Annotated in this window: 20 protein-coding genes; 13 read left to right on the top strand and 7 right to left on the bottom strand. The window is 40.3% G+C overall.

What is annotated here, in order from left to right; translation table 11 throughout:
• Nucleotides 1-26: 26 nt before the first annotated feature.
• Nucleotides 27-725 carry a class I SAM-dependent methyltransferase gene (locus ACN6NB_RS09550; protein WP_039179329.1) on the bottom strand — a complete coding sequence of 233 codons (699 nt, stop codon included), beginning with the start codon at nucleotides 723-725 and terminating at the stop codon, nucleotides 27-29.
• Between the two features lie 150 nt (nucleotides 726-875).
• On the opposite strand from ACN6NB_RS09550, the gene ACN6NB_RS09545 reads away from it, so the two are divergent.
• On the top strand, nucleotides 876-2,261 hold the full coding sequence (locus ACN6NB_RS09545; RefSeq protein ID WP_039179325.1) for a S41 family peptidase: 1,386 nt from the start codon (nucleotides 876-878) through the stop codon (nucleotides 2,259-2,261).
• 356 nt (nucleotides 2,262-2,617) lie between these two features.
• Nucleotides 2,618-3,532: a class I SAM-dependent methyltransferase gene (locus tag ACN6NB_RS09540; protein ID WP_474253333.1), complete on the top strand. Its 915-nt coding sequence runs from the start codon at nucleotides 2,618-2,620 to the stop codon at nucleotides 3,530-3,532.
• Nucleotides 3,533-3,627: 95 nt separating this feature from the next.
• On the opposite strand, the gene ACN6NB_RS09535 is transcribed toward ACN6NB_RS09540, so the two are convergent.
• The 3 genes from ACN6NB_RS09535 to ACN6NB_RS09525 form a co-directional block, all read right to left on the bottom strand.
• Nucleotides 3,628-5,115, bottom strand: a complete 1,488-nt coding sequence (locus ACN6NB_RS09535; RefSeq protein ID WP_039179321.1) for a sodium:solute symporter family protein — start codon at nucleotides 5,113-5,115, stop codon at nucleotides 3,628-3,630.
• Nucleotides 5,115-5,318, bottom strand: coding sequence for a DUF3311 domain-containing protein (locus tag ACN6NB_RS09530; protein WP_024422700.1), 204 nt, complete (start codon nucleotides 5,316-5,318; stop codon nucleotides 5,115-5,117). Before ACN6NB_RS09530 ends, ACN6NB_RS09535 begins: the two co-directional genes overlap by 1 nt.
• A gap of 237 nt (nucleotides 5,319-5,555) precedes the next feature.
• Nucleotides 5,556-6,173 carry a nitroreductase family protein gene (locus tag ACN6NB_RS09525; protein ID WP_058838910.1) on the bottom strand — a complete coding sequence of 206 codons (618 nt, stop codon included), beginning with the start codon at nucleotides 6,171-6,173 and terminating at the stop codon, nucleotides 5,556-5,558.
• 138 nt (nucleotides 6,174-6,311) lie between these two features.
• Here ACN6NB_RS09525 and yodB point away from each other — a divergent pair, with 138 nt between their 5' ends.
• Together yodB and ACN6NB_RS09515 are read left to right on the top strand one after the other, a co-directional pair.
• Nucleotides 6,312-6,644 (top strand): transcriptional regulator YodB, encoded by a 333-nt coding sequence (yodB, locus tag ACN6NB_RS09520; protein WP_041085725.1) that lies wholly within the window; start codon nucleotides 6,312-6,314, stop codon nucleotides 6,642-6,644.
• A 75-nt stretch (nucleotides 6,645-6,719) separates the two neighbouring features.
• On the top strand, nucleotides 6,720-6,938 hold the full coding sequence (locus ACN6NB_RS09515; RefSeq protein ID WP_024422697.1) for a hypothetical protein: 219 nt from the start codon (nucleotides 6,720-6,722) through the stop codon (nucleotides 6,936-6,938).
• A 40-nt stretch (nucleotides 6,939-6,978) separates the two neighbouring features.
• Here ACN6NB_RS09515 and ACN6NB_RS09510 read toward each other — a convergent pair whose 3' ends face one another.
• Nucleotides 6,979-7,452, bottom strand: a complete 474-nt coding sequence (locus ACN6NB_RS09510; RefSeq protein ID WP_106025055.1) for an Hsp20/alpha crystallin family protein — start codon at nucleotides 7,450-7,452, stop codon at nucleotides 6,979-6,981.
• An 86-nt stretch (nucleotides 7,453-7,538) separates the two neighbouring features.
• Between ACN6NB_RS09510 and rarD the strand changes: the two genes are divergently transcribed.
• The 4 genes from rarD to bshB2 all read left to right on the top strand — a co-directional run bounded on the left by rarD (nucleotide 7,539) and on the right by bshB2 (nucleotide 9,841).
• Nucleotides 7,539-8,450, top strand: a complete 912-nt coding sequence (rarD, locus tag ACN6NB_RS09505) for an EamA family transporter RarD (protein ID WP_474253332.1) — start codon at nucleotides 7,539-7,541, stop codon at nucleotides 8,448-8,450.
• A gap of 78 nt (nucleotides 8,451-8,528) precedes the next feature.
• Entirely contained in the window at nucleotides 8,529-8,810 is a 282-nt protein-coding gene (locus tag ACN6NB_RS09500) for a hypothetical protein (protein WP_024428326.1), read from the top strand.
• Entirely contained in the window at nucleotides 8,807-9,157 is a 351-nt protein-coding gene (locus tag ACN6NB_RS09495) for a YojF family protein (RefSeq protein WP_008359999.1), read from the top strand. The genes ACN6NB_RS09500 and ACN6NB_RS09495 overlap by 4 nt, the downstream gene beginning before the upstream one ends.
• Nucleotides 9,158-9,175: 18 nt before the next feature.
• Nucleotides 9,176-9,841, top strand: a complete 666-nt coding sequence (gene bshB2 / locus ACN6NB_RS09490; RefSeq protein ID WP_039179311.1) for a bacillithiol biosynthesis deacetylase BshB2 — start codon at nucleotides 9,176-9,178, stop codon at nucleotides 9,839-9,841.
• Between the two features lie 41 nt (nucleotides 9,842-9,882).
• On the opposite strand, the gene ACN6NB_RS09485 is transcribed toward bshB2, so the two are convergent.
• Together ACN6NB_RS09485 and ACN6NB_RS09480 are read right to left on the bottom strand one after the other, a co-directional pair.
• Nucleotides 9,883-11,244 carry an MATE family efflux transporter gene (locus tag ACN6NB_RS09485; RefSeq protein ID WP_064497477.1) on the bottom strand — a complete coding sequence of 454 codons (1,362 nt, stop codon included), beginning with the start codon at nucleotides 11,242-11,244 and terminating at the stop codon, nucleotides 9,883-9,885.
• Between the two features lie 59 nt (nucleotides 11,245-11,303).
• Nucleotides 11,304-11,429: a hypothetical protein gene (locus ACN6NB_RS09480; RefSeq protein ID WP_008359993.1), complete on the bottom strand. Its 126-nt coding sequence runs from the start codon at nucleotides 11,427-11,429 to the stop codon at nucleotides 11,304-11,306.
• Nucleotides 11,430-11,511: 82 nt separating this feature from the next.
• Here ACN6NB_RS09480 and cdaS point away from each other — a divergent pair, with 82 nt between their 5' ends.
• The 5 genes from cdaS (at nucleotide 11,512) to ACN6NB_RS09455 (ending at nucleotide 17,421) form a co-directional block, all read left to right on the top strand.
• Nucleotides 11,512-12,138 carry a sporulation-specific diadenylate cyclase CdaS gene (gene cdaS / locus ACN6NB_RS09475; protein ID WP_039179307.1) on the top strand — a complete coding sequence of 209 codons (627 nt, stop codon included), beginning with the start codon at nucleotides 11,512-11,514 and terminating at the stop codon, nucleotides 12,136-12,138.
• A 404-nt stretch (nucleotides 12,139-12,542) separates the two neighbouring features.
• On the top strand, nucleotides 12,543-13,868 hold the full coding sequence (locus ACN6NB_RS09470; protein WP_142394572.1) for a C40 family peptidase: 1,326 nt from the start codon (nucleotides 12,543-12,545) through the stop codon (nucleotides 13,866-13,868).
• A 78-nt stretch (nucleotides 13,869-13,946) separates the two neighbouring features.
• On the top strand, nucleotides 13,947-14,525 hold the full coding sequence (locus ACN6NB_RS09465) for a superoxide dismutase family protein (RefSeq protein WP_106025060.1): 579 nt from the start codon (nucleotides 13,947-13,949) through the stop codon (nucleotides 14,523-14,525).
• Nucleotides 14,526-14,614: 89 nt separating this feature from the next.
• Nucleotides 14,615-15,493 carry an ATP-binding protein gene (locus tag ACN6NB_RS09460; protein WP_024422689.1) on the top strand — a complete coding sequence of 293 codons (879 nt, stop codon included), beginning with the start codon at nucleotides 14,615-14,617 and terminating at the stop codon, nucleotides 15,491-15,493.
• Between the two features lie 11 nt (nucleotides 15,494-15,504).
• Nucleotides 15,505-17,421, top strand: coding sequence for a vWA domain-containing protein (locus tag ACN6NB_RS09455; RefSeq protein ID WP_059375531.1), 1,917 nt, complete (start codon nucleotides 15,505-15,507; stop codon nucleotides 17,419-17,421).
• The last annotated feature ends 123 nt before the right edge of the window (nucleotides 17,422-17,544 follow it).

The raw sequence follows: 17,544 nt of genomic DNA, 5'->3' as shown, positions 1-17,544 counted from the left end.
CAAAACATATAGGGGATTCGCTCATTTTATACAGTGCATTCAAATAGAATGTGACTTAGCTGCTTGCGGTGTGCTTGAATGAGATCGTAGTGTGTTTGCAGCGTCTCGTAAAGAGAAGGCGGTATGTGTTCAGATAATTCCATTTCTGTTGGTTCCTCCTGCACCATATGTTCATCGAATGAGAGAATCTGAATGTCACGGAAGCCTGCTGCTGTTAACTGCTCCTTCCATTCTTCAAGCGACAAGAGCGAGTGAAAGCCGTAAAAATCTCGAACAACGGCCATCTCTTCACGTGTAAGAGGGGCTTTTAACACAGCTTCATTTGCAATCAATTGACTGCCAGGAGCAAGGACCCGTTTGATCTCAGCAAGTGCGACAGGCAGCTTGGTAAAGCTTAAAACAGATTCACTGATGAGTAGAGAGAACGCTTGATCTGGAAAGGGCAGCTGCTCAATGGATGCCTCTAAGGCGCGGGTTGGCAGTTCTTCCCGCTTGAATCGCAGGTTCGCCTTTTCAATCATCAATGGATGCGTATCAATGGCCTCCACCTGATAACCTATATTTCCTAAGTAGGCGGCCGTCTGTCCTGTACCGCATCCGGCATCCAGTATACGTGCATGAGGCGGCAGTTTTATATGCTCAATCATCGTTTTTGTTAACTCAATTCCGCCAGGATGGGCACCTGATACGCCAAAATAGGCAAGCATTTCTACATAATCACTCATATCATCCCTTCTTTCCTTATCCTGTTCCTCTCTAAAGATTATGCAATAAAGGAGCAAATGGCTTATCTTTTCAAGTAGAAGTTGATCCTTTGGTTGACGGATGAAGCATCGTCCTTGATAATAATGAAAGGAGATAAAGGTGGTGTTTTTTTGAAAAAACAAATGAAGTTCGTGGTAGCCATTCTGGTGACTGCTGCACTGTCCTCTGCGATTACATTTGTGATCACAAAACAAGGTGCTGTCAGCGTCTCTGGAGACGAGAAGTTTAGTAAACTCATGGCTGCGTATACGAAGGTAAAGGATGAGTATTACGAAAAAACGGATGATCAAAAACTAGTAGATGGTGCGATCCAAGGAATGATTGCATCACTTGATGATCCATACTCTACATATATGGATCAGGAGGAAGCCGAAGGATTTAACAACACCATTTCTTCATCATTTGAAGGAATTGGTGCACAAGTAGAAGAGAAGGATGGACAAATTTTAATTGTCGCGCCGATTAAAGGCTCTCCTGCTGAAAAAGCTGGTTTGAAACCTCATGATCATATTTTAAAAGTGGATGGAAAAAGCACCAAAGGCATGTCGGTCAATAAAGCAGTCTCTCTCATCAGAGGACAAAAAGGAACGGATGTCCAGCTGCATCTCAACCGTCAAGGAGTGGGCAATGTAGATGTGACCATCACAAGAGACACGATTCCGCTTGAAACAGTGTATGCCAAACTCACAAAAGACAAAATAGGAGAAATCCAGATTACGTCATTTGCTGAAACTACATCGAAAGAGCTGGATAAAGCGATTGATGACCTCGAGAAAAAAGGGGCAAAAGGTTTTGTCATTGACCTCAGAGATAATCCAGGCGGCATTATGACAGAAGCTATTGAAATGAGCAATGACTTTATCGATAAAGGGAAAGTCATTATGCAGGTTGAAGAAAAAGGGAAGAAACAAGTGTACAAGGCTGAAAAAGAACGCAAAGTCCATCAGCCGGCAGTTGTTCTTGTAAATGGCGGCTCAGCCAGCGCTGCTGAAATCATGGCGGCGGCTCTGCACCAATCTTCAGGCATTCAAATTGTGGGTGAAAAGACGTTCGGCAAAGGAACTGTTCAAAATGCGCAAAACTATAATGACGGTTCTAGTGTCAAGTTAACCATTGCAAAATGGCTGACTCCAGACGGTTCTTGGATTCACAAAAAAGGAATCGAACCACAGGTCAAAGCAGCTCTTCCAAGTTATGCAAAGCTGCCGTACTTAAGCCCGAAAAAATCGTATGAGCTAAATGACAATGGAGATGAAGTCAAAGCGGCTCAAAAAATGTTCCAAGCGCTCGGCTACAAAGCAAAAGCAAACGGTGAATACGATCAAGCATTCCAGTCTATCGTCAAAAGCTTCCAAACAGACAACGATTTAAAGGCAGACGGTATTCTGACAGGAGATACAACGACCGTTCTGATGACAAAGATCCAAGATAAGTTAAAGAACAACGATACACAAATGAAAAAAGCCATTGAAGTCTTGAAAAAAGAAATGAAATAAAGAAAAAGCAGTCCTCATCAGGGGACTGCTTTAAGATTGTAGAAAAACCCCACCTTTATTTTAAGTGAAGTGGGGTTTTTTGATAAAAACATATAGAGTTTTAAGCTGAACACGGGTCTTTCCATGTCTAGTTTGCTTCCTTTTAAAATTCATGGCAATGAAAGTAAGTATACTTTCTTTTTTGATCCATGTAACGCTGTTAGGTGTTACTATTTGTATGGAAAAAGACTGTTTTAAACTTGACAAAAAAATGTGATTATGCTATAATTTACTTTCTTATTTTTAGAATATATAATAGGATTCTCCTGGCCAGGAGAATCCTATTTTTTTGTTCTAAAATAAAGGAGTGTGTTTGTATGAAGAAAGATGAGCCCAGTGTCACTTCGTTAATATCGGCTTTTGCTAGATCCTATCATAGTCAATTTGATACGCCTAAAATCTTTAATGATTATATAGCTAAAGAATTAATTTCTGAAAAAGAATTCAATGACATCAAAGAAAATATGGTTCAAGGCATACATTTCTTCAACAAAGATATCGCACAAAAATTCGAAGGAAATACAGAAGAAATATTAAAATGGATTACACAAGTCCAGCTGTCTCCAATAACCTTATCACGTGCTGCGTATTGCGAAAAAGTAATGCTTCATGAGGTAGCGTTAGGATTAAGACAATATGTCATACTTGGCGCTGGATTAGATACTTTTAGCTTCCGACATTCAGAATTGGAAAACAGCTTAGAAATATTTGAAATTGATCATCCAACTACACAGGAATTTAAAAAGCGAAGATTGGACGAGGCTAACTTAAAAATCCCAAGTAATCTTCATTTTGTTTCTATGGACTTCACCAAAAATTTGTCCTATCAAAACCTAATAGGTCAAGGATTTGATAACAAAAAGACGTTCTTTAGTCTTCTGGGTGTTTCTTACTATTTAACGAAAGAGGAAGTTTCAAGCTTAATAGATTATTTATTCACCAAGGTTCCATCAGGGAGTTCAATCGTTTTTGATTATGCAGATGAAAAACTATTCGAAGAAAAAGGAACCTCTAATAGAGTTGAAAATATGGTGAAAATGGCTTCAATAGGCGGAGAACCGATGAAATCATGTTTTTCGTACTTTGAAATCGAAAAGGTGTTAGAGAAATCAGATTTACTCATTTATGAACATTTATCACCTGAAAAAATTAATAAACTGTATTTTAACAATAGAGAAGATTACCTATCAGCTTTTGAGACCATTCATTACATTCATGCCGTAAAAAAATAAAACTCCAGCATGTACATTGGAAATGTGTTATACAAAAAATCTTGTAGATTTTGTCTACAAGATGAAAGCAGTCCTCATCAGGGGACTGCTTTTTCTTATCTTGTGATCGCTTCTGTTTTTTCATCATCCTTTTCAAATAGTTCATTCATGACAGAATTGGATGTGACCTTCTTTTGGAAGAATGGATTTAAAATCAAGATGACTACGACGTTTGCTAGTAAACCAAGAAAACCTTCATAAAGACCAAACGTGACTTGTGAGATATTCGCTGTAAAGGTGACGATGATTCCAATGACTAACCCAGCAATCGTTGCTTCTCTCGATTGTTTTTTCCAGAATAAGCTGATGGCAATAGCTGGGAAGATTTGGACCATTCCTGAAACACCAATGAGCTGAAGTGTGACAAGTGCAGTTGGGAATAGCATTCCGAATAAAAGAGCGAGCCCGATAACGATAAACACCATCGAACGTGTAATGATGGTCAATCTTTTAGGTGACACATTCGGATGAATTAAGTCACGGTATAAATTATTGGCAAATAAATTCGATGCACCAATAGCCATGATGGAGCATGGAATGAGGGAAGCCAGTGCAATCGTTGAATAAGCGAGCCCCTGCATTACGCCGCCATATGATGTTTGAATTAAATGAAGAAGAGCAAATCTTGGATTTGTATCTTCTGGTAAGACTAAAAAGGCAATAAATCCAAGGAAGATGACCAAAATCAATACAATATTATAAAGAGGCAAAAACATGCTGTTTTTACGGATGGCATCTGCGCTTTTGGCTGTAAAAACCCCAGTTGCCGCGTGTGCCCACATAAACAAAGCGAGGGCAGAAACGCCTGAAGCAGTAATGAACCATAAAATGCCCTTAGGACCGCCTTCAGGGATCGTGAGAAGCTGAGGTGCTTCTTTGGCTAACGTGTTCATCATCGGTGTCCAGCCGTTAAAATGAATAATTGGCAGTGAAACCACCATAAACAGCATGATCACCCAAACGAGAATATCCTTAATAATTGCTGTATATGTAGGACCTTTAATCCCACTGAAAAATGTATAAAGTGCGACTAAAATAAATGAAATGATAACAACTGCATTGACATTAATATAATTCGTTCCAGCGACAGTTAATGTATCTTGAATCCCGCTCAACTGAAGACAAATATAAGGAATCAGCATAAGTACCCCAACAATCGCAATCAAACTAGATAACAGCTTGCTGTCAAACCGCTCACGTGCATAATCGGCAAGTGTTGTAAGGTTGTGACTTTTCGCTACCGTCCATAGTTTCGGTAAAAAGAAATAAGCAATAAAATAAGCTAGGACTGAATAGGGAATAGCGAAAAAAGCGACGCTTCCAGCTGTATAAGCTGTACTTGTAAGCCCTAAAAAGGTATAAGCTGTATATAAGTCTGCGCCAACGAGAAACCAGACAAGCAGTCCGCCAAATTTTCTCCCGCCGACAGACCATTCTTCTACTGACTGTCTTGATGATTTGTCACGACCAGCGGCAAAACCGATGACCACGACGATGAAAATAATACTTGCAGTAATCAATAAAGCTGTTAAATTTCCTTGCATTAGTCAGTTCCTCCATTTGAATGTTGCATCTTATAAATGATAAATGTGCAAATTGGTGTGAGTACAATCCATAGTAAGAGCCAGAAGTGGAAAAAGGGCAGGCCGATGACAAATGGATGAATGCGGTTCGCAAATGGCAGCAATGCGAGTTGTCCAATGAATGGAATCGCGATAAGTAGTGCCAGCATCAATTTTTTGTTCATGATTTCCTCCTGAATATTTTGTAATTTCATAATAATAGCAGTTGTCAGATTAGATCACAAGACCATTTTCAGAAAAAACAATCATTTTGGGGAATATCATACTAATATAACGCTTTCATTCTTAAAAAGGAGAAAGAGTGAAGATGTAAAGAGGGAGAAGGGGAAAGAAAGTATGTAAAAATAATATTTGAAGCAAATAAAAAAGCCCCAGCATAAAAGCTGAGACCTTGCCAATTTTTAAAGGAAATCAGATACTTCTTCGATGTCGAAACGATTGCTTTTATGAGCTTCTTTTGCTGCTTTACCAACAGAAATCAGCATCACTGGGTCGTAGCGGCCGCTGACATTGAATTCCTTGATGTATGCTTCTTTACTGAAGCCACCCATTGCACACGTATCATAGCCCATTGCTTTTGCCGCAATCATTAATTGCATAGCAGCTAATGAAGCATTTGAATACGCTGCTTCTCGTGCATATTGCTCACTTTGATATGCGCCATTGATTTGAGTCATCAATGTTTCTTTAATGTCTTCAGTAATAAAGCCTTGTTCAGCCAGCTCACTGTAGATTTTTTCGCCATTTTGGTTAGCTTCAAGGTCACCTAGAACTGCAATAACAGCTGATGCTTGTGATATTTGCTTTTGGTTGTACGCGATTGGAAGTAACTTCGCTTTTGCTTCAGCACTATGGAAAACAGTGAAGTGCCAATGTTGAAGGTTCCAAGCAGATGGTGCTTTTGTTGTGATTTCAAGAAGCTCTGTTAATTCTTCTTTTGTCATTTCATGAGTAGTATCATACTCTTTTACTGAAGCTCTTTGTTTTAAGATGTCAATCGTTTTTTGATCGGTCGCCATATGGATATTTCCTCCCGTTTTTGCAAATAGTATGGTACAATAACTAAAAAGTGAGAAACTTACTTATTGTAACTAGAGATATTTTAAATTGTACACCGTTAGTTTGTCAAACAATCATGAAAAGAAAGGCTGAAATTTATGGAATTCCAATTATGTCCACACATTCAGCAAGCTTTTTTACTCCTAGGCAAAAGGTGGAATGGGCTTATTATACATGTATTGCTTGATGGTCCAAAGCGTTTTAAAGACCTCACAGACACGATTCCATCTATCAGTCAAAAAATGCTTGCAGAGCGTTTAAAAGAGCTCGAGCAAGAAGGAATTATAGAGCGGACTGTCCTGCCTGAGACGCCTGTCAAAGTCATTTACAGCTTAACTGAAAAAGGGAATGCGTTACATGATGTGTTTCATGAGGTATCTCGGTGGGCAGGGGAGTATACAGACACTCACGACAAAAAGGAGCAAGCCTAGTTTCAGGTTTGCCCAAACATTTTGACTCTTGATGAATATGCTGATGTTAGGCACATGACAAAGGAGGAGAAATGCATGTACCCTCATACTCCGTATTTTCGAGGCGGCGCCCCTGGCATTCCGCCATATGAATCCAGAGTCCCTTTGTTTTTTGGTTTTGGCGCTCCTTTGGTCGGCGGACTGCTTGGCGGATTTCTAGGAAGTGCGATTTTTAATTATCCCCGTCCATATTACCCCCCGCCACCACCGCCTGCTCCACCACCTTATGGCGGCGGATATCCACCATATTATTAAGAAAAAAGAGTAAGCCTGCTTCCATTCCAAAGCAGGCTTTTTATAATGGAATATCAATTTCAGAAATTCCTGGATCATCATGCTTTAAAAACATAATTTCCAATATACCGTCTTGATACGACGCCTTCGTTCCTTTTCGCTTCACAGCAGCAGGGAGGACGACTTTTTTCTGCGCCCCTTCTTCAGGAAAATGATCAATAAACAGCAGATTGGCTGTATGTTTGATTTTGACTTTTTCTGTGTTCGGACGAGCAAGTTCAATTTTGACAAACACATGATCAGTCGTCTCGAACACTTCGACTTCTGGCTCTTTTTCTTTTTGAACGTCAGTTTCTCTCGTTTTTTGTTTTTGAGATAGGGGGTCCTGAAATGGGAACTGAGCAGGATAATTGGAGCCGAATACACTTTCCATGACTTGATTGACATACTGCTCAACGTCTTTAGGATCTGAATTCTTTAAGGCTTCTTTTGAGAACTGCTTTTGAAAAGGGAATAATCGGTTCCAGTCGAACATGCGAATCATCCTTTCTAAATGCCCTGAATTAGTATATGCCCATTCGCCAGCGTGCGTGCTATAATATACGTTAGATTTAGAAAGGGATGGTTACATTGAACGAACAGCATTCAAAAGGTGTTCTCTACACGGCAGCATCTTTTACACTCTGGGGTTTATTCCCGTTATATTGGAAGCTGATGGAGCATATTTCGTCAGGCGAAATTTTAGCGCACAGAATTGTATGGTCATTTGTGTTTATGTGCGGTATTCTTTTGTATTTAAAACAAGTCCGCCCAGCGATGCAGACAGTAAAGGGTCTCATACTGGATGGTAAAGCATTTTTTTCATTACTTTTATCTGCTATTTTAATTTCGGTCAACTGGTATGTATATATTTGGGCAGTCAATCATGGTCTTATGCTAGAAGCAAGTTTAGGGTACTATATTAATCCGCTTGTATCCGTTCTATTAGGGATTATTTTCTTAAAAGAACGACTTAATAAATTACAAACCATTGCCATCCTCATTGCCGCATTTGGGGTGATCCTTTCAACATTTCAATACGGGTCATTTCCTGTCGTTGCTTTCTTATTAGCCTTTAGCTTCGGTTTTTATGGTCTGATTAAAAAAAGGATGAGCTTCACGAGCGCGATTGGTTTGACGATTGAAACGCTGCTTCTCGCACCGGCTGCACTAGTGTACTTATTATTTTTCTTAAAAGAACCTGTTGTGACTATGAATCCTAACAGCTTCGGGTCGCTCGGTCTCTTATTTTTTGCAGGTGTTTTTACAGCCGTGCCGCTTCTTTTATTCTCAGAAGGCGCAAAAAGAATTCCTCTTTATCAAGTGGGCATTTTGCAATACATTGCACCGACAATTACGCTGTTTTTAGGGCTGTTTGTCTATCACGAACACTTATCCGCAGCTAAAATTGTGACGTTTCTTTGTATTTGGGTGGCGATTTTACTGTTTACCACCTCTCAATTACGCATGAAGAAAACAGCGAATTCTCATTAAGCCAAACGAGCAGTTTGCTTTTTTTTGCAGGCGGATCATGTCATAATAAGTTGTTACCAAAACTGTAGAGGTGATCATATGTCGTCAGCTCATGAGCTTGCAGCCGCCTATCAATCTTTATGGAAAAATCGTCAGCTTGATGTTGATGATATGTCTTCTTTACACGAGGCCATATGTGATGATTTACTTGATGCACGAACTCATCCGAGGGCGAGGAAATCATTACACCAAAAGTATGTGCTTGCTGTGGAGAGAATTTTAGAAAGTGAGCTTAAGCATGATCATCAGCTGCAGCTGATCAGCTTACATACAAAAAAGCTGCGAGAATTAATTCAAAATGAAGGAAGGAACCACTCATGAAACCAATTCAAACGGAAGATGTCACAGCACATCTTGAATCGTTTTTAAATCGTCCAGTCTTCGTTCATCTTGAAACGACAACTGGTTCTTATTCAGCTCATGTAAACGAACAAAATATGACGGTTGTGGCGTATATCCGCAACGCGAAAGTCGTCTATTCACAGGCGAAAATAAAAGGACAAGGTCCATACCGTGTTGGAATGAAAACAGAAGACGGCTGGATTTACGCAGAAGGATTAACCGATTATGTGTTTGATGACCAAGGCCGCCTCCTTTTAGCTGGGCACTTGCCAGACGGGAAACTAGCGATCTCATTACAAATTAGTGAAACACCATTTCAGGTGTAGAAGAAAGGGTGACGAGTCATGAACGAACATGTACTAGTGATGCTGCCTCACCCCGATGATGAATCCTTTGGGGTTGCAGGTCTCATTGCACAAAGCAGAAAACGCGGAATTCCCGTCACGTATGCATGCGGGACACTTGGGGAAATGGGCAGAAATATGGGAAGCCCAACATATGCTAACCGTGAAACACTTCCGGAATTAAGAAAACAGGAATTAATCAATGCCTGCAAAGAAATGGATATCACAGACTTACGTATGCTTGGCTTGCGTGATAAAACATTGGAATTTGAAGACGACGAGTATTTGGCAGATGTGATGGAATCCATCATTGATGAAGTCAAACCGACGCTCATTGTGACGTTTTATCCAGGACACGGTGTACACCCTGATCATGATGCGACAGGCGAAGCTGTCATTCGTGCTCTATACCGCAAGAAAAAAGAAGACCGGCCTGTCACATACTGCATGGCCATTACGAAAAATAGAGAAGAAGTGCTTGGAAATGCGGATATTGTCATTGATATTACAGATGTTGCAGATATCAAATTAAATGCACTGAGAGCGCATAGAACGCAAACAGAAGGCATGCTGAGAGAACTGGAACAAAAACTGAAAAACAAAGAACCAGTCGTCCAAAAATGGTTTGATGAAGAAATTTTCTGGACGTACCAATGGAATGATTAAACGCAAAAGCAGCTGACAAATATCAGCTGCTTTTTTTGTATTTAGTGATTCGATACATATCGAAGTTGACGTTTTTGAATCAACCTAAGACGGATAAAGAGGACGATGGCACCTGCGGCAAGCCCGGCAATCAGCCCAATCCAATAACCAAACGCACCAAAGGAGGTATATGTGCCAATGAGGTAACCGGCAGGAAGACCGATGACCCAGTAAGAGACAAAAGCAGCAATCAGCGTATAATTCACGTCTTTATAGCCGCGCAGAGCCCCTTGAATGGGTGCAGCAATCGCATCTGACAGCTGGAAGAAGATCGCGTAAATCAAAAAGTGCTGTGTCATTTGTAAAACAGCTGATTCAGCTGTATATAAACCAGCGATCTCAGGTCTGAATAACAAAATAAGTGCGGCCGTACATAAAGAGAATAATACCGCCGTACCAATGCCGATATAGCTGTAGCTTTGCGCGTCTTTATATCTCTTAGCCCCCGCTTCAAACCCAACAACGATCGTTAAAGCCATAGAGATACTAAGCGGTAAAATATAAAGAATAGAAGCAAAGTTCATCGCTGCTTGGTGACTGGCGATTGTAATGGTATCAAAGTGACCCATTAAAAGCGTCACTGCTGCAAAGATACTCGTTTCAAAAAAGATCGCAAACCCGATAGGAAGGCCAATTTTCAGTATTTGCCCTACACGGGAGATATTCATTCGAGGCAGTTTTTGAAACAAACGAAATGAGGCGAATGGCTCTGCTTTAATGACAATACAAATACTCATGATGAAAATCGCCCAATACGTCATTGCAGATGCAAGGCCGGCACCCGCACCGCCAAGCTTTGGAAAGCCAAAATTCCCAAAAATCAATACGTAATTTAAAACAAAGTTAATAGGAAGAGCTGTGAGCGTGATGAACATCGTCACACGTGTTTTCCCTAGCGCATCAATAAATGACCTTAGCACCGAATAACCAAACAGCGGGATGATGCCAAACGCAAGAAAGCTGAGAAAATGCCGGGCAATATCCTCTACAGATTGCTCGAGTCCAAGTCCTCCGAGTATATAAGGAACGCTGATCGTACCAATGACAATCACAGCGATACTTAAAAGAAAGGACAAATAGATCGCCTGAAAGACAGCCCGGGGAACATCTTCTTTATGCCCAGCCCCCATCAGCTGAGCCACAATTGGAGTAACGGCCATTAAAATACCGGCAAGTCCTGTATAAACAGGTGTCCAAATACTAGAACCGATCGCAACACCCGCAAGGTCTTCTGCACTTACTTTTCCAGACATCACCGTATCTAAAAAGGTAATAAGTGAAAGACCTGCTTGGGTGATTAAAATCGGAATCAAAATGGTTAAAAATAGTGTCAGCTTTGCTCGAATGCTATTCGTTTCTCTCATCATAAGTTCCTCTCTGAACAGAAATAACGAGAGGAATTATATCATGCTATGTAAAAAAATCAATTCTCCGTCGGATTATTTTTCTTAGATGGCTTCGTTTTTTTAAACATTTGGGCATAAATAAAAGAAAGACTGACAACACCTAAAATGCTGCAAGCATATTGGATGATTTTCTGAATGGTCATATTAAGCTCACCTCCATACAAATAGAATGTGCACAATTTGCTATTTTATAACAACAAGCGAAAGAAGGAGGGAAAAGGTCAGATGATCCACCGGACGAACGAAGAAGTCATATTTAAAGCAGGAATGAGAACACACTTGATGAACATTATGAAGGATGCAAGTGACATCATTGATTCTCTTGATGAAACAGAGCAGTGCTTACTTTGTGATCTCGAATCATTGCATGATCAGTTTAATGAAATGCATGCAGAGGCTTCGTCGTTTTATTTACAAGCGTATATGGAAGAATTCACACCAGGATTTGCTCAATTTTCTTTAGCCATTGAGCATTTATCAAAACAAAAGCATGGCGCACTCATTGTGATCCAAAGAAGGGATGAGGTTGAGGATTTTATTCAAAAAGGGACAAATCTTCATGCGAAAATTAGTGCTTCCTTAATAGAAAGCATTTTTTACCCGGGAAATCCACTTCATGATGGGGCTCTTTTAGTCAAAGAAAATACACTTGTTTCTGCTGCAAACGTGCTGCCGCTTACATCAAAAAAAGTGAGCCCGTCGCTCGGCACAAGGCATAGAGCAGCTATCGGACTCTCTGGTATGACCGATGCACTTGTTCTTGTCGTATCAGAAGAAACGGGGAAAATGTCGTTTGCGAAAGAAGGCGTGCTTTATCCGCTTACCGTAAAAGATCCGGAAATAAGAAAATAAAAACGAACGCTGCATTCTTCATTCGGAAGGATGCTTTTTTATTTGTGGAGAAAAAATAGCCAATTAAGCAAAAAGTCATTTGATACAGAAAAATTTGTCATGTAGAATAGAACTATGAAACTAGCAGCGTGCTTGTTTTGACAAATTTCTAAACGTCAACTTAAAAATTCCTTAAAAAATGTTTATAAATAAAACAAACAGCCGATAGAAACGATATGGCTTTGTTTTTTAGCATTTTGAGTTGGCTGCTTTAGCCTATTTGTTATTGCCCAACGTCTTCATGTCGAGTAATATAATAGAAATAAAGATAAAATAGTGCAAGAGAAGCAGAACCATTAAATGCTAAACTCGAAACTAGTACATAAGTCTTGATGAACCAAATTACGAAAGGCGGAGATTTCTTTATGAAGAAAAAAGTAGTAACCGGCCTCACAGTTTCAGCGATCGCTGGCTCAGCTGTGTTTGCTGCACCGGCAGAAGCACAGACGATCAAGGTGAAAAGCGGTGACTCACTTTGGAAGATTGCCGAACAGTACAATACAAGTATTTCGGAGCTTCAATCTCTTAATCAATTAAAAACGACAATGATTTTTGCAGGACAAAGCTTGAAAATTCCTGGCGAAAAAAGCAAGAAATCCAGTTCATCAACAGGATCAAAAGCAACGAAGAAATCAAGTGCTTCAACGACTTCCAGCTACACTGTAAAGCTTGGAGATTCTTTATGGCTGATTGCAAAAAATCATAAAATGTCAGTTGCGAGCTTAAAAAGCCTAAACAGCTTAAACAGCGACTTGATTCGTCCTGGTCAAAAGCTAAAGGTATCTGGCAGCACGAAGACGAGCGGAAGCCAGTCATCAAATTCAAACTCATCTTCAAATTCCAGCTCAAGCAATAAGACAACGAACTCAAATAGTTCATCGTCTTCAAGTACATACAAGGTTAAATTAGGGGATTCTCTTTGGAAAATTGCGAATTCGCTAAATATGTCGATTGGTGAAATCAAAACATTGAACGGATTAAAATCTGATATGATTTATCCGAATCAAGTATTGAAAGTAAAAGGGACGGCTGCATCAAAACCAAGTCAGTCAAAACCTACTAAACCAAGCAATTCAAACAGTAACCAGTCTTCTAGCGGGAAAACAACATCTTATACTGTAAAATCAGGCGATTCGTTATGGAAAATTGCGAATCAATTCAAAGTACAGGTTCAATCCATCCGCACAGCCAACAGCTTGAAAAGTGATGTGCTTAGAATTGGACAAGTATTAAAAATTAATGGTGCAGCTTCCGGCTCAACTGGATCGAACGGTTCTACATCTAACGGTTCAACAACTCCGGTCAACAATAACAAAAACGATGTACCAATGAACGCAAAGATCACGACAATGATCCAAGAGGGGAAAAAGCTGACAGGCGTTCCTTACAGATGGGGTGGTAATACTCCAGCAGGATTTGACTGCAGCGGCTTTGTTTACTATCTCATTAACAAAGTTTCATCTGTATCCAGACTAAGCACAGCAGGCTACTGGAATATGATGACTTCTGTTAGCACACCACAAGTTGGAGATTTTGTTTATTTTACAACGTATAAAGCGGGCCCTTCTCATATGGGACTATACCTTGGCGGGGGAGATTTCCTTCATGCAAGTGACAATGGAGTAGGGATCTCGAACCTAAGCAACCCATATTGGAAAAAAGCCTACTTAGGTGCAAAACGTTTCTTCTAAAAAAAGCCGATTTTCGGCTTTTTTTGTTTGCCCGCTGCTGTGATTGTCCATACTGATAACAAAAGGGGGCAGTCATAAATGAAAAAGTCAGTGTGGATGATCATAATATGTTTGGTCTTTACTGCGTCAGCATGTCATGCACCGCCGAAAAAAGAAATGACAGAAGAAACAAGCGAAGTTGCCGCACCTAAACAATCACCAGTCACGGCGTCACTCATAAACGAAAGCGGGCAAAAAATAGGAAGCATTGAAATCAGAGAATCCTCAGAAAATGGGCTTGATTTGCATGTGAAAGCGAAAGGGCTGCCGCCAGGTCCTCACGGTTTTCATATTCATGAAACAGGAATATGTGAAACGCCAGATTTTGAAACGGCCGGAGCTCACTTTAATCCAACCCATAGAGAACATGGTTTTGACAATCCAAAAGGGCACCATGCTGGAGATATGCCTAATTTAGAGGTAGGGGCAGATGGACAAATCGATGTTGTCGTGAACGTACCAGATGTGACGTTAAAGGGAGGCCCAAATCAATTAATCGATCAAAATGGGCGAAGCTTTATCATTCATGCAGAAGCAGATGATTATTTAAGTAACCCTTCTGGAAACTCAGGGAAACGCATCGCTTGCGGTTCAATGACAAAAGAAATGGTAAAATAACAGAAGTCTAACCTTTATGTATTGAGTGCATAAAGGTTTTTTTAGTATACTTGGTGAGGAAAATGATCGAAGAGAGGAATTAATCATACATGTTTAACGAACAATCACTCCCAGAAGAAATTCAAGCAATGATTGAAGCAAAAGCAAAAGGGCTGGAAGAAGAATTTCGTCCACTTATTGGAACAGGCGGCTATGAATCACAGGATACTTCTATCATTCAAGATGCCATGATTGCATTAGCACTAGGAAAAAACGTTCTTTTAAAGGGGCCGACCGGCTCAGGTAAAACAAAACTAGCAGAAACATTATCCGCTTTCTTTCAGCAGCCGATGCACAGTGTGAACTGCTCGGTTGATCTTGATGCAGAAAGCTTGATTGGCTATAAAACCATTCATAATGATGGTCAGGTGGCTTCGATTGAATTCATCGAAGGACCTGTGACAAAAGCAATGAAAAAAGGCCATCTTTTATATATTGATGAAATTAACATGGCGAAGCCAGAAACACTTCCTATTTTAAATGGTGTACTCGACTACAGAAAAATGATGACAAACCCATTTACAGGTGAGGTTGTTCGAGCAGAGGAAGGCTTTGGCGTCATTGCGGCAATCAATGAAGGGTATGTCGGCACAGTGCCTCTAAATGAAGCGTTAAAAAACCGATTTGTTGTCATTGACGTTCCATATATCGGCGGCGGTATCCTGAAAGATGTGCTGCAATCTCAATCTGTTTTAAAGGATGAGCGGTTAATTGATCAATTCGTTCAGCTCTCATCAGACCTTATTACACAAGCTCATAACGGACAGGTGAGTGAAGAAGCAGCATCCATCCGCGCGCTCCTAGATACTTGTGATCTTGCGCAATACATCCCGCCGCTTCGTGCCGTTGAACGAGGGATTGTTGAAAAACTGGAAGATGACCGGGAAAAAGCAGCGGTAAGAAATATCGCCCAAACATTATTCGAGTGAGGTTCTGACTTGTGAAATTTATCAAATTTAATGACAGCAGAATCGATTCATTTCTATTTATGGAATTAACGGATTTAGCTAAAACGTTAGCAAAAAGTGATGATGTCGAGCTTGAATACGGTGTGCAGTCCTACTATGAACCGTTTGAAAAGAAAATTTTTATCAGTCATTTTTGGGATGATCGTAAACAAGAAGATATGCTAGCAGGGCTGAAAAGTGATGTGTTCCTTCGTGCAGTAGGGACCGTTTATAGTGATCTTACTGTATTTCAGGAGATCGTTCGCTATGCGCATACATTATCCATTCCTGATATATGTAAACAATTGTTTATGCTGTTTGAAGATATCCGGATTGAAGAGCGGATTAAACATGGCCGCCCAGGAACAAAAAAGGTATTTAAACGAAGAAGAGAGCTGTACCGGCGTCACTTTAAGACACAATTAACGATTAACCAGGAACGAAGCATTTTAACGGATGCACTCTTTTGTGCGATTTATGTGAAGCTGACAGCTGATTCTCCGCTCGAAGAGATTCCGCCTCTTCATGAGCAGATCAATCCGATGATTCCGTTTATTGAGTCAAGTCTTGAACGTGTGTATGATGCGGGTTCAACAGCAGACATTGCAGCTATTGTCAAAGAATTGATGGAAGGCTTTGATGAGCTGCTTGAAAAGGACATGCTGAATACGTACTTTTTCTTCCCTGAATTGGACTATGAACAAGCGGCAAAAGAACCACTGTTCCATGACTTAAAAAGAAAACCTAAATTAAGTGAGGACATCAAAGTCGACCGGGAAAAAGAAGGCGATGAAGACATTCACCAAGAGTACATGGAAGTATGGCATCGAGAAACCGAAGCGCCATCAAAAAGCTTCCTTCAATTTGATTTAGAGCATGGCGGTAAAAGTGATCTTGGTAAGGATGCAGCAAGAGAAGGCGATGACGGAGATCAGGCACTCGGAACTGTACAAGGCTCTGCAAAGCAAACACACCGAAAAGATTATTCAAAGCTTGAGGCGCTGGAAGAGGCTGAAGGTGAAGAAAGCGGAGCAGACGGTCATGAAAATGGAAAAGAGAACAAATATGCGTTTCCAGTCATGATTTCACCAGATCCGCCTATGCCAGAACAAATCAATGTATACAAGCAGCATGCGAAGGAAATTGAGCCTTACCAAAAACGCTTAAAACAAATGATCCAAAAAACTCTTGAACATAAAAAATCTTGGCCTAAAACGGACCTTCATGCGGGACGTCTCAGCAAAAAGCTGATTCGCTACTTTACAGAGTCTAATCCGCGTCTTTTCTATAAAAAACAAGCACCGTCTTCTCAGATTGATGCTGTTTTCACCTTATTAGTAGACTGTTCAGCGAGCATGTTTGACAAGATGGACGAGACGAAAAAAGGCATTGTTCTATTTCATGAAGCGTTAAAATCCGTACAAGTCCCACATCAAATTGTTGGGTTTTGGGAAGATACAAACGACGCAACAGAAACAAGTCAGCCAAACTACTTCAACACAGTCGTGTCGTTCAAAGATTCTTTATTTGATGCAGGGCCTTCTATTATGTCTCTTGAGCCAGAAGAGGATAACCGGGATGGTTATGCGATTCGTCAAATGACAAAGATGATTTTAAAGCGAAGAGAAGAGCAAAAGTTTCTGATTGTCTTTTCAGACGGAGAGCCAGCTGCGTTCAGCTACGAACAAAATGGGATTGTCGATACGCATGAAGCAGTTCTTGAAGCGAGGAAAAAGGGCATTGAAGTGATCAATGTGTTTTTATCCAATTCGCCGATAGAAGAAGCACAGATGAAAACCATTCAAGATATGTATGGCAAGTTCAGCATTTTTGTACCAGATGTCGATACATTGCCAGATGTTTTATATCCACTACTGAAGAAACTGCTGCATAAAAGCATTGGGGCATAAGGTTTTGCCCCTTTCTTTAAATTATTTTTCGGAATGATTTAAATTTTTTGTTTTTCTGTGAATTTTTTATCTTTAATTGAACAAAGAATGTAGAAAGTAATCCAAAACAGTGGTAGAATATTA

This window comes from Bacillus sp. 11B20 (assembly GCF_056098985.1).
Note: the sequence above shows the minus strand (reverse complement) of the source record. Positions and strands in the feature narration are given on the sequence as shown.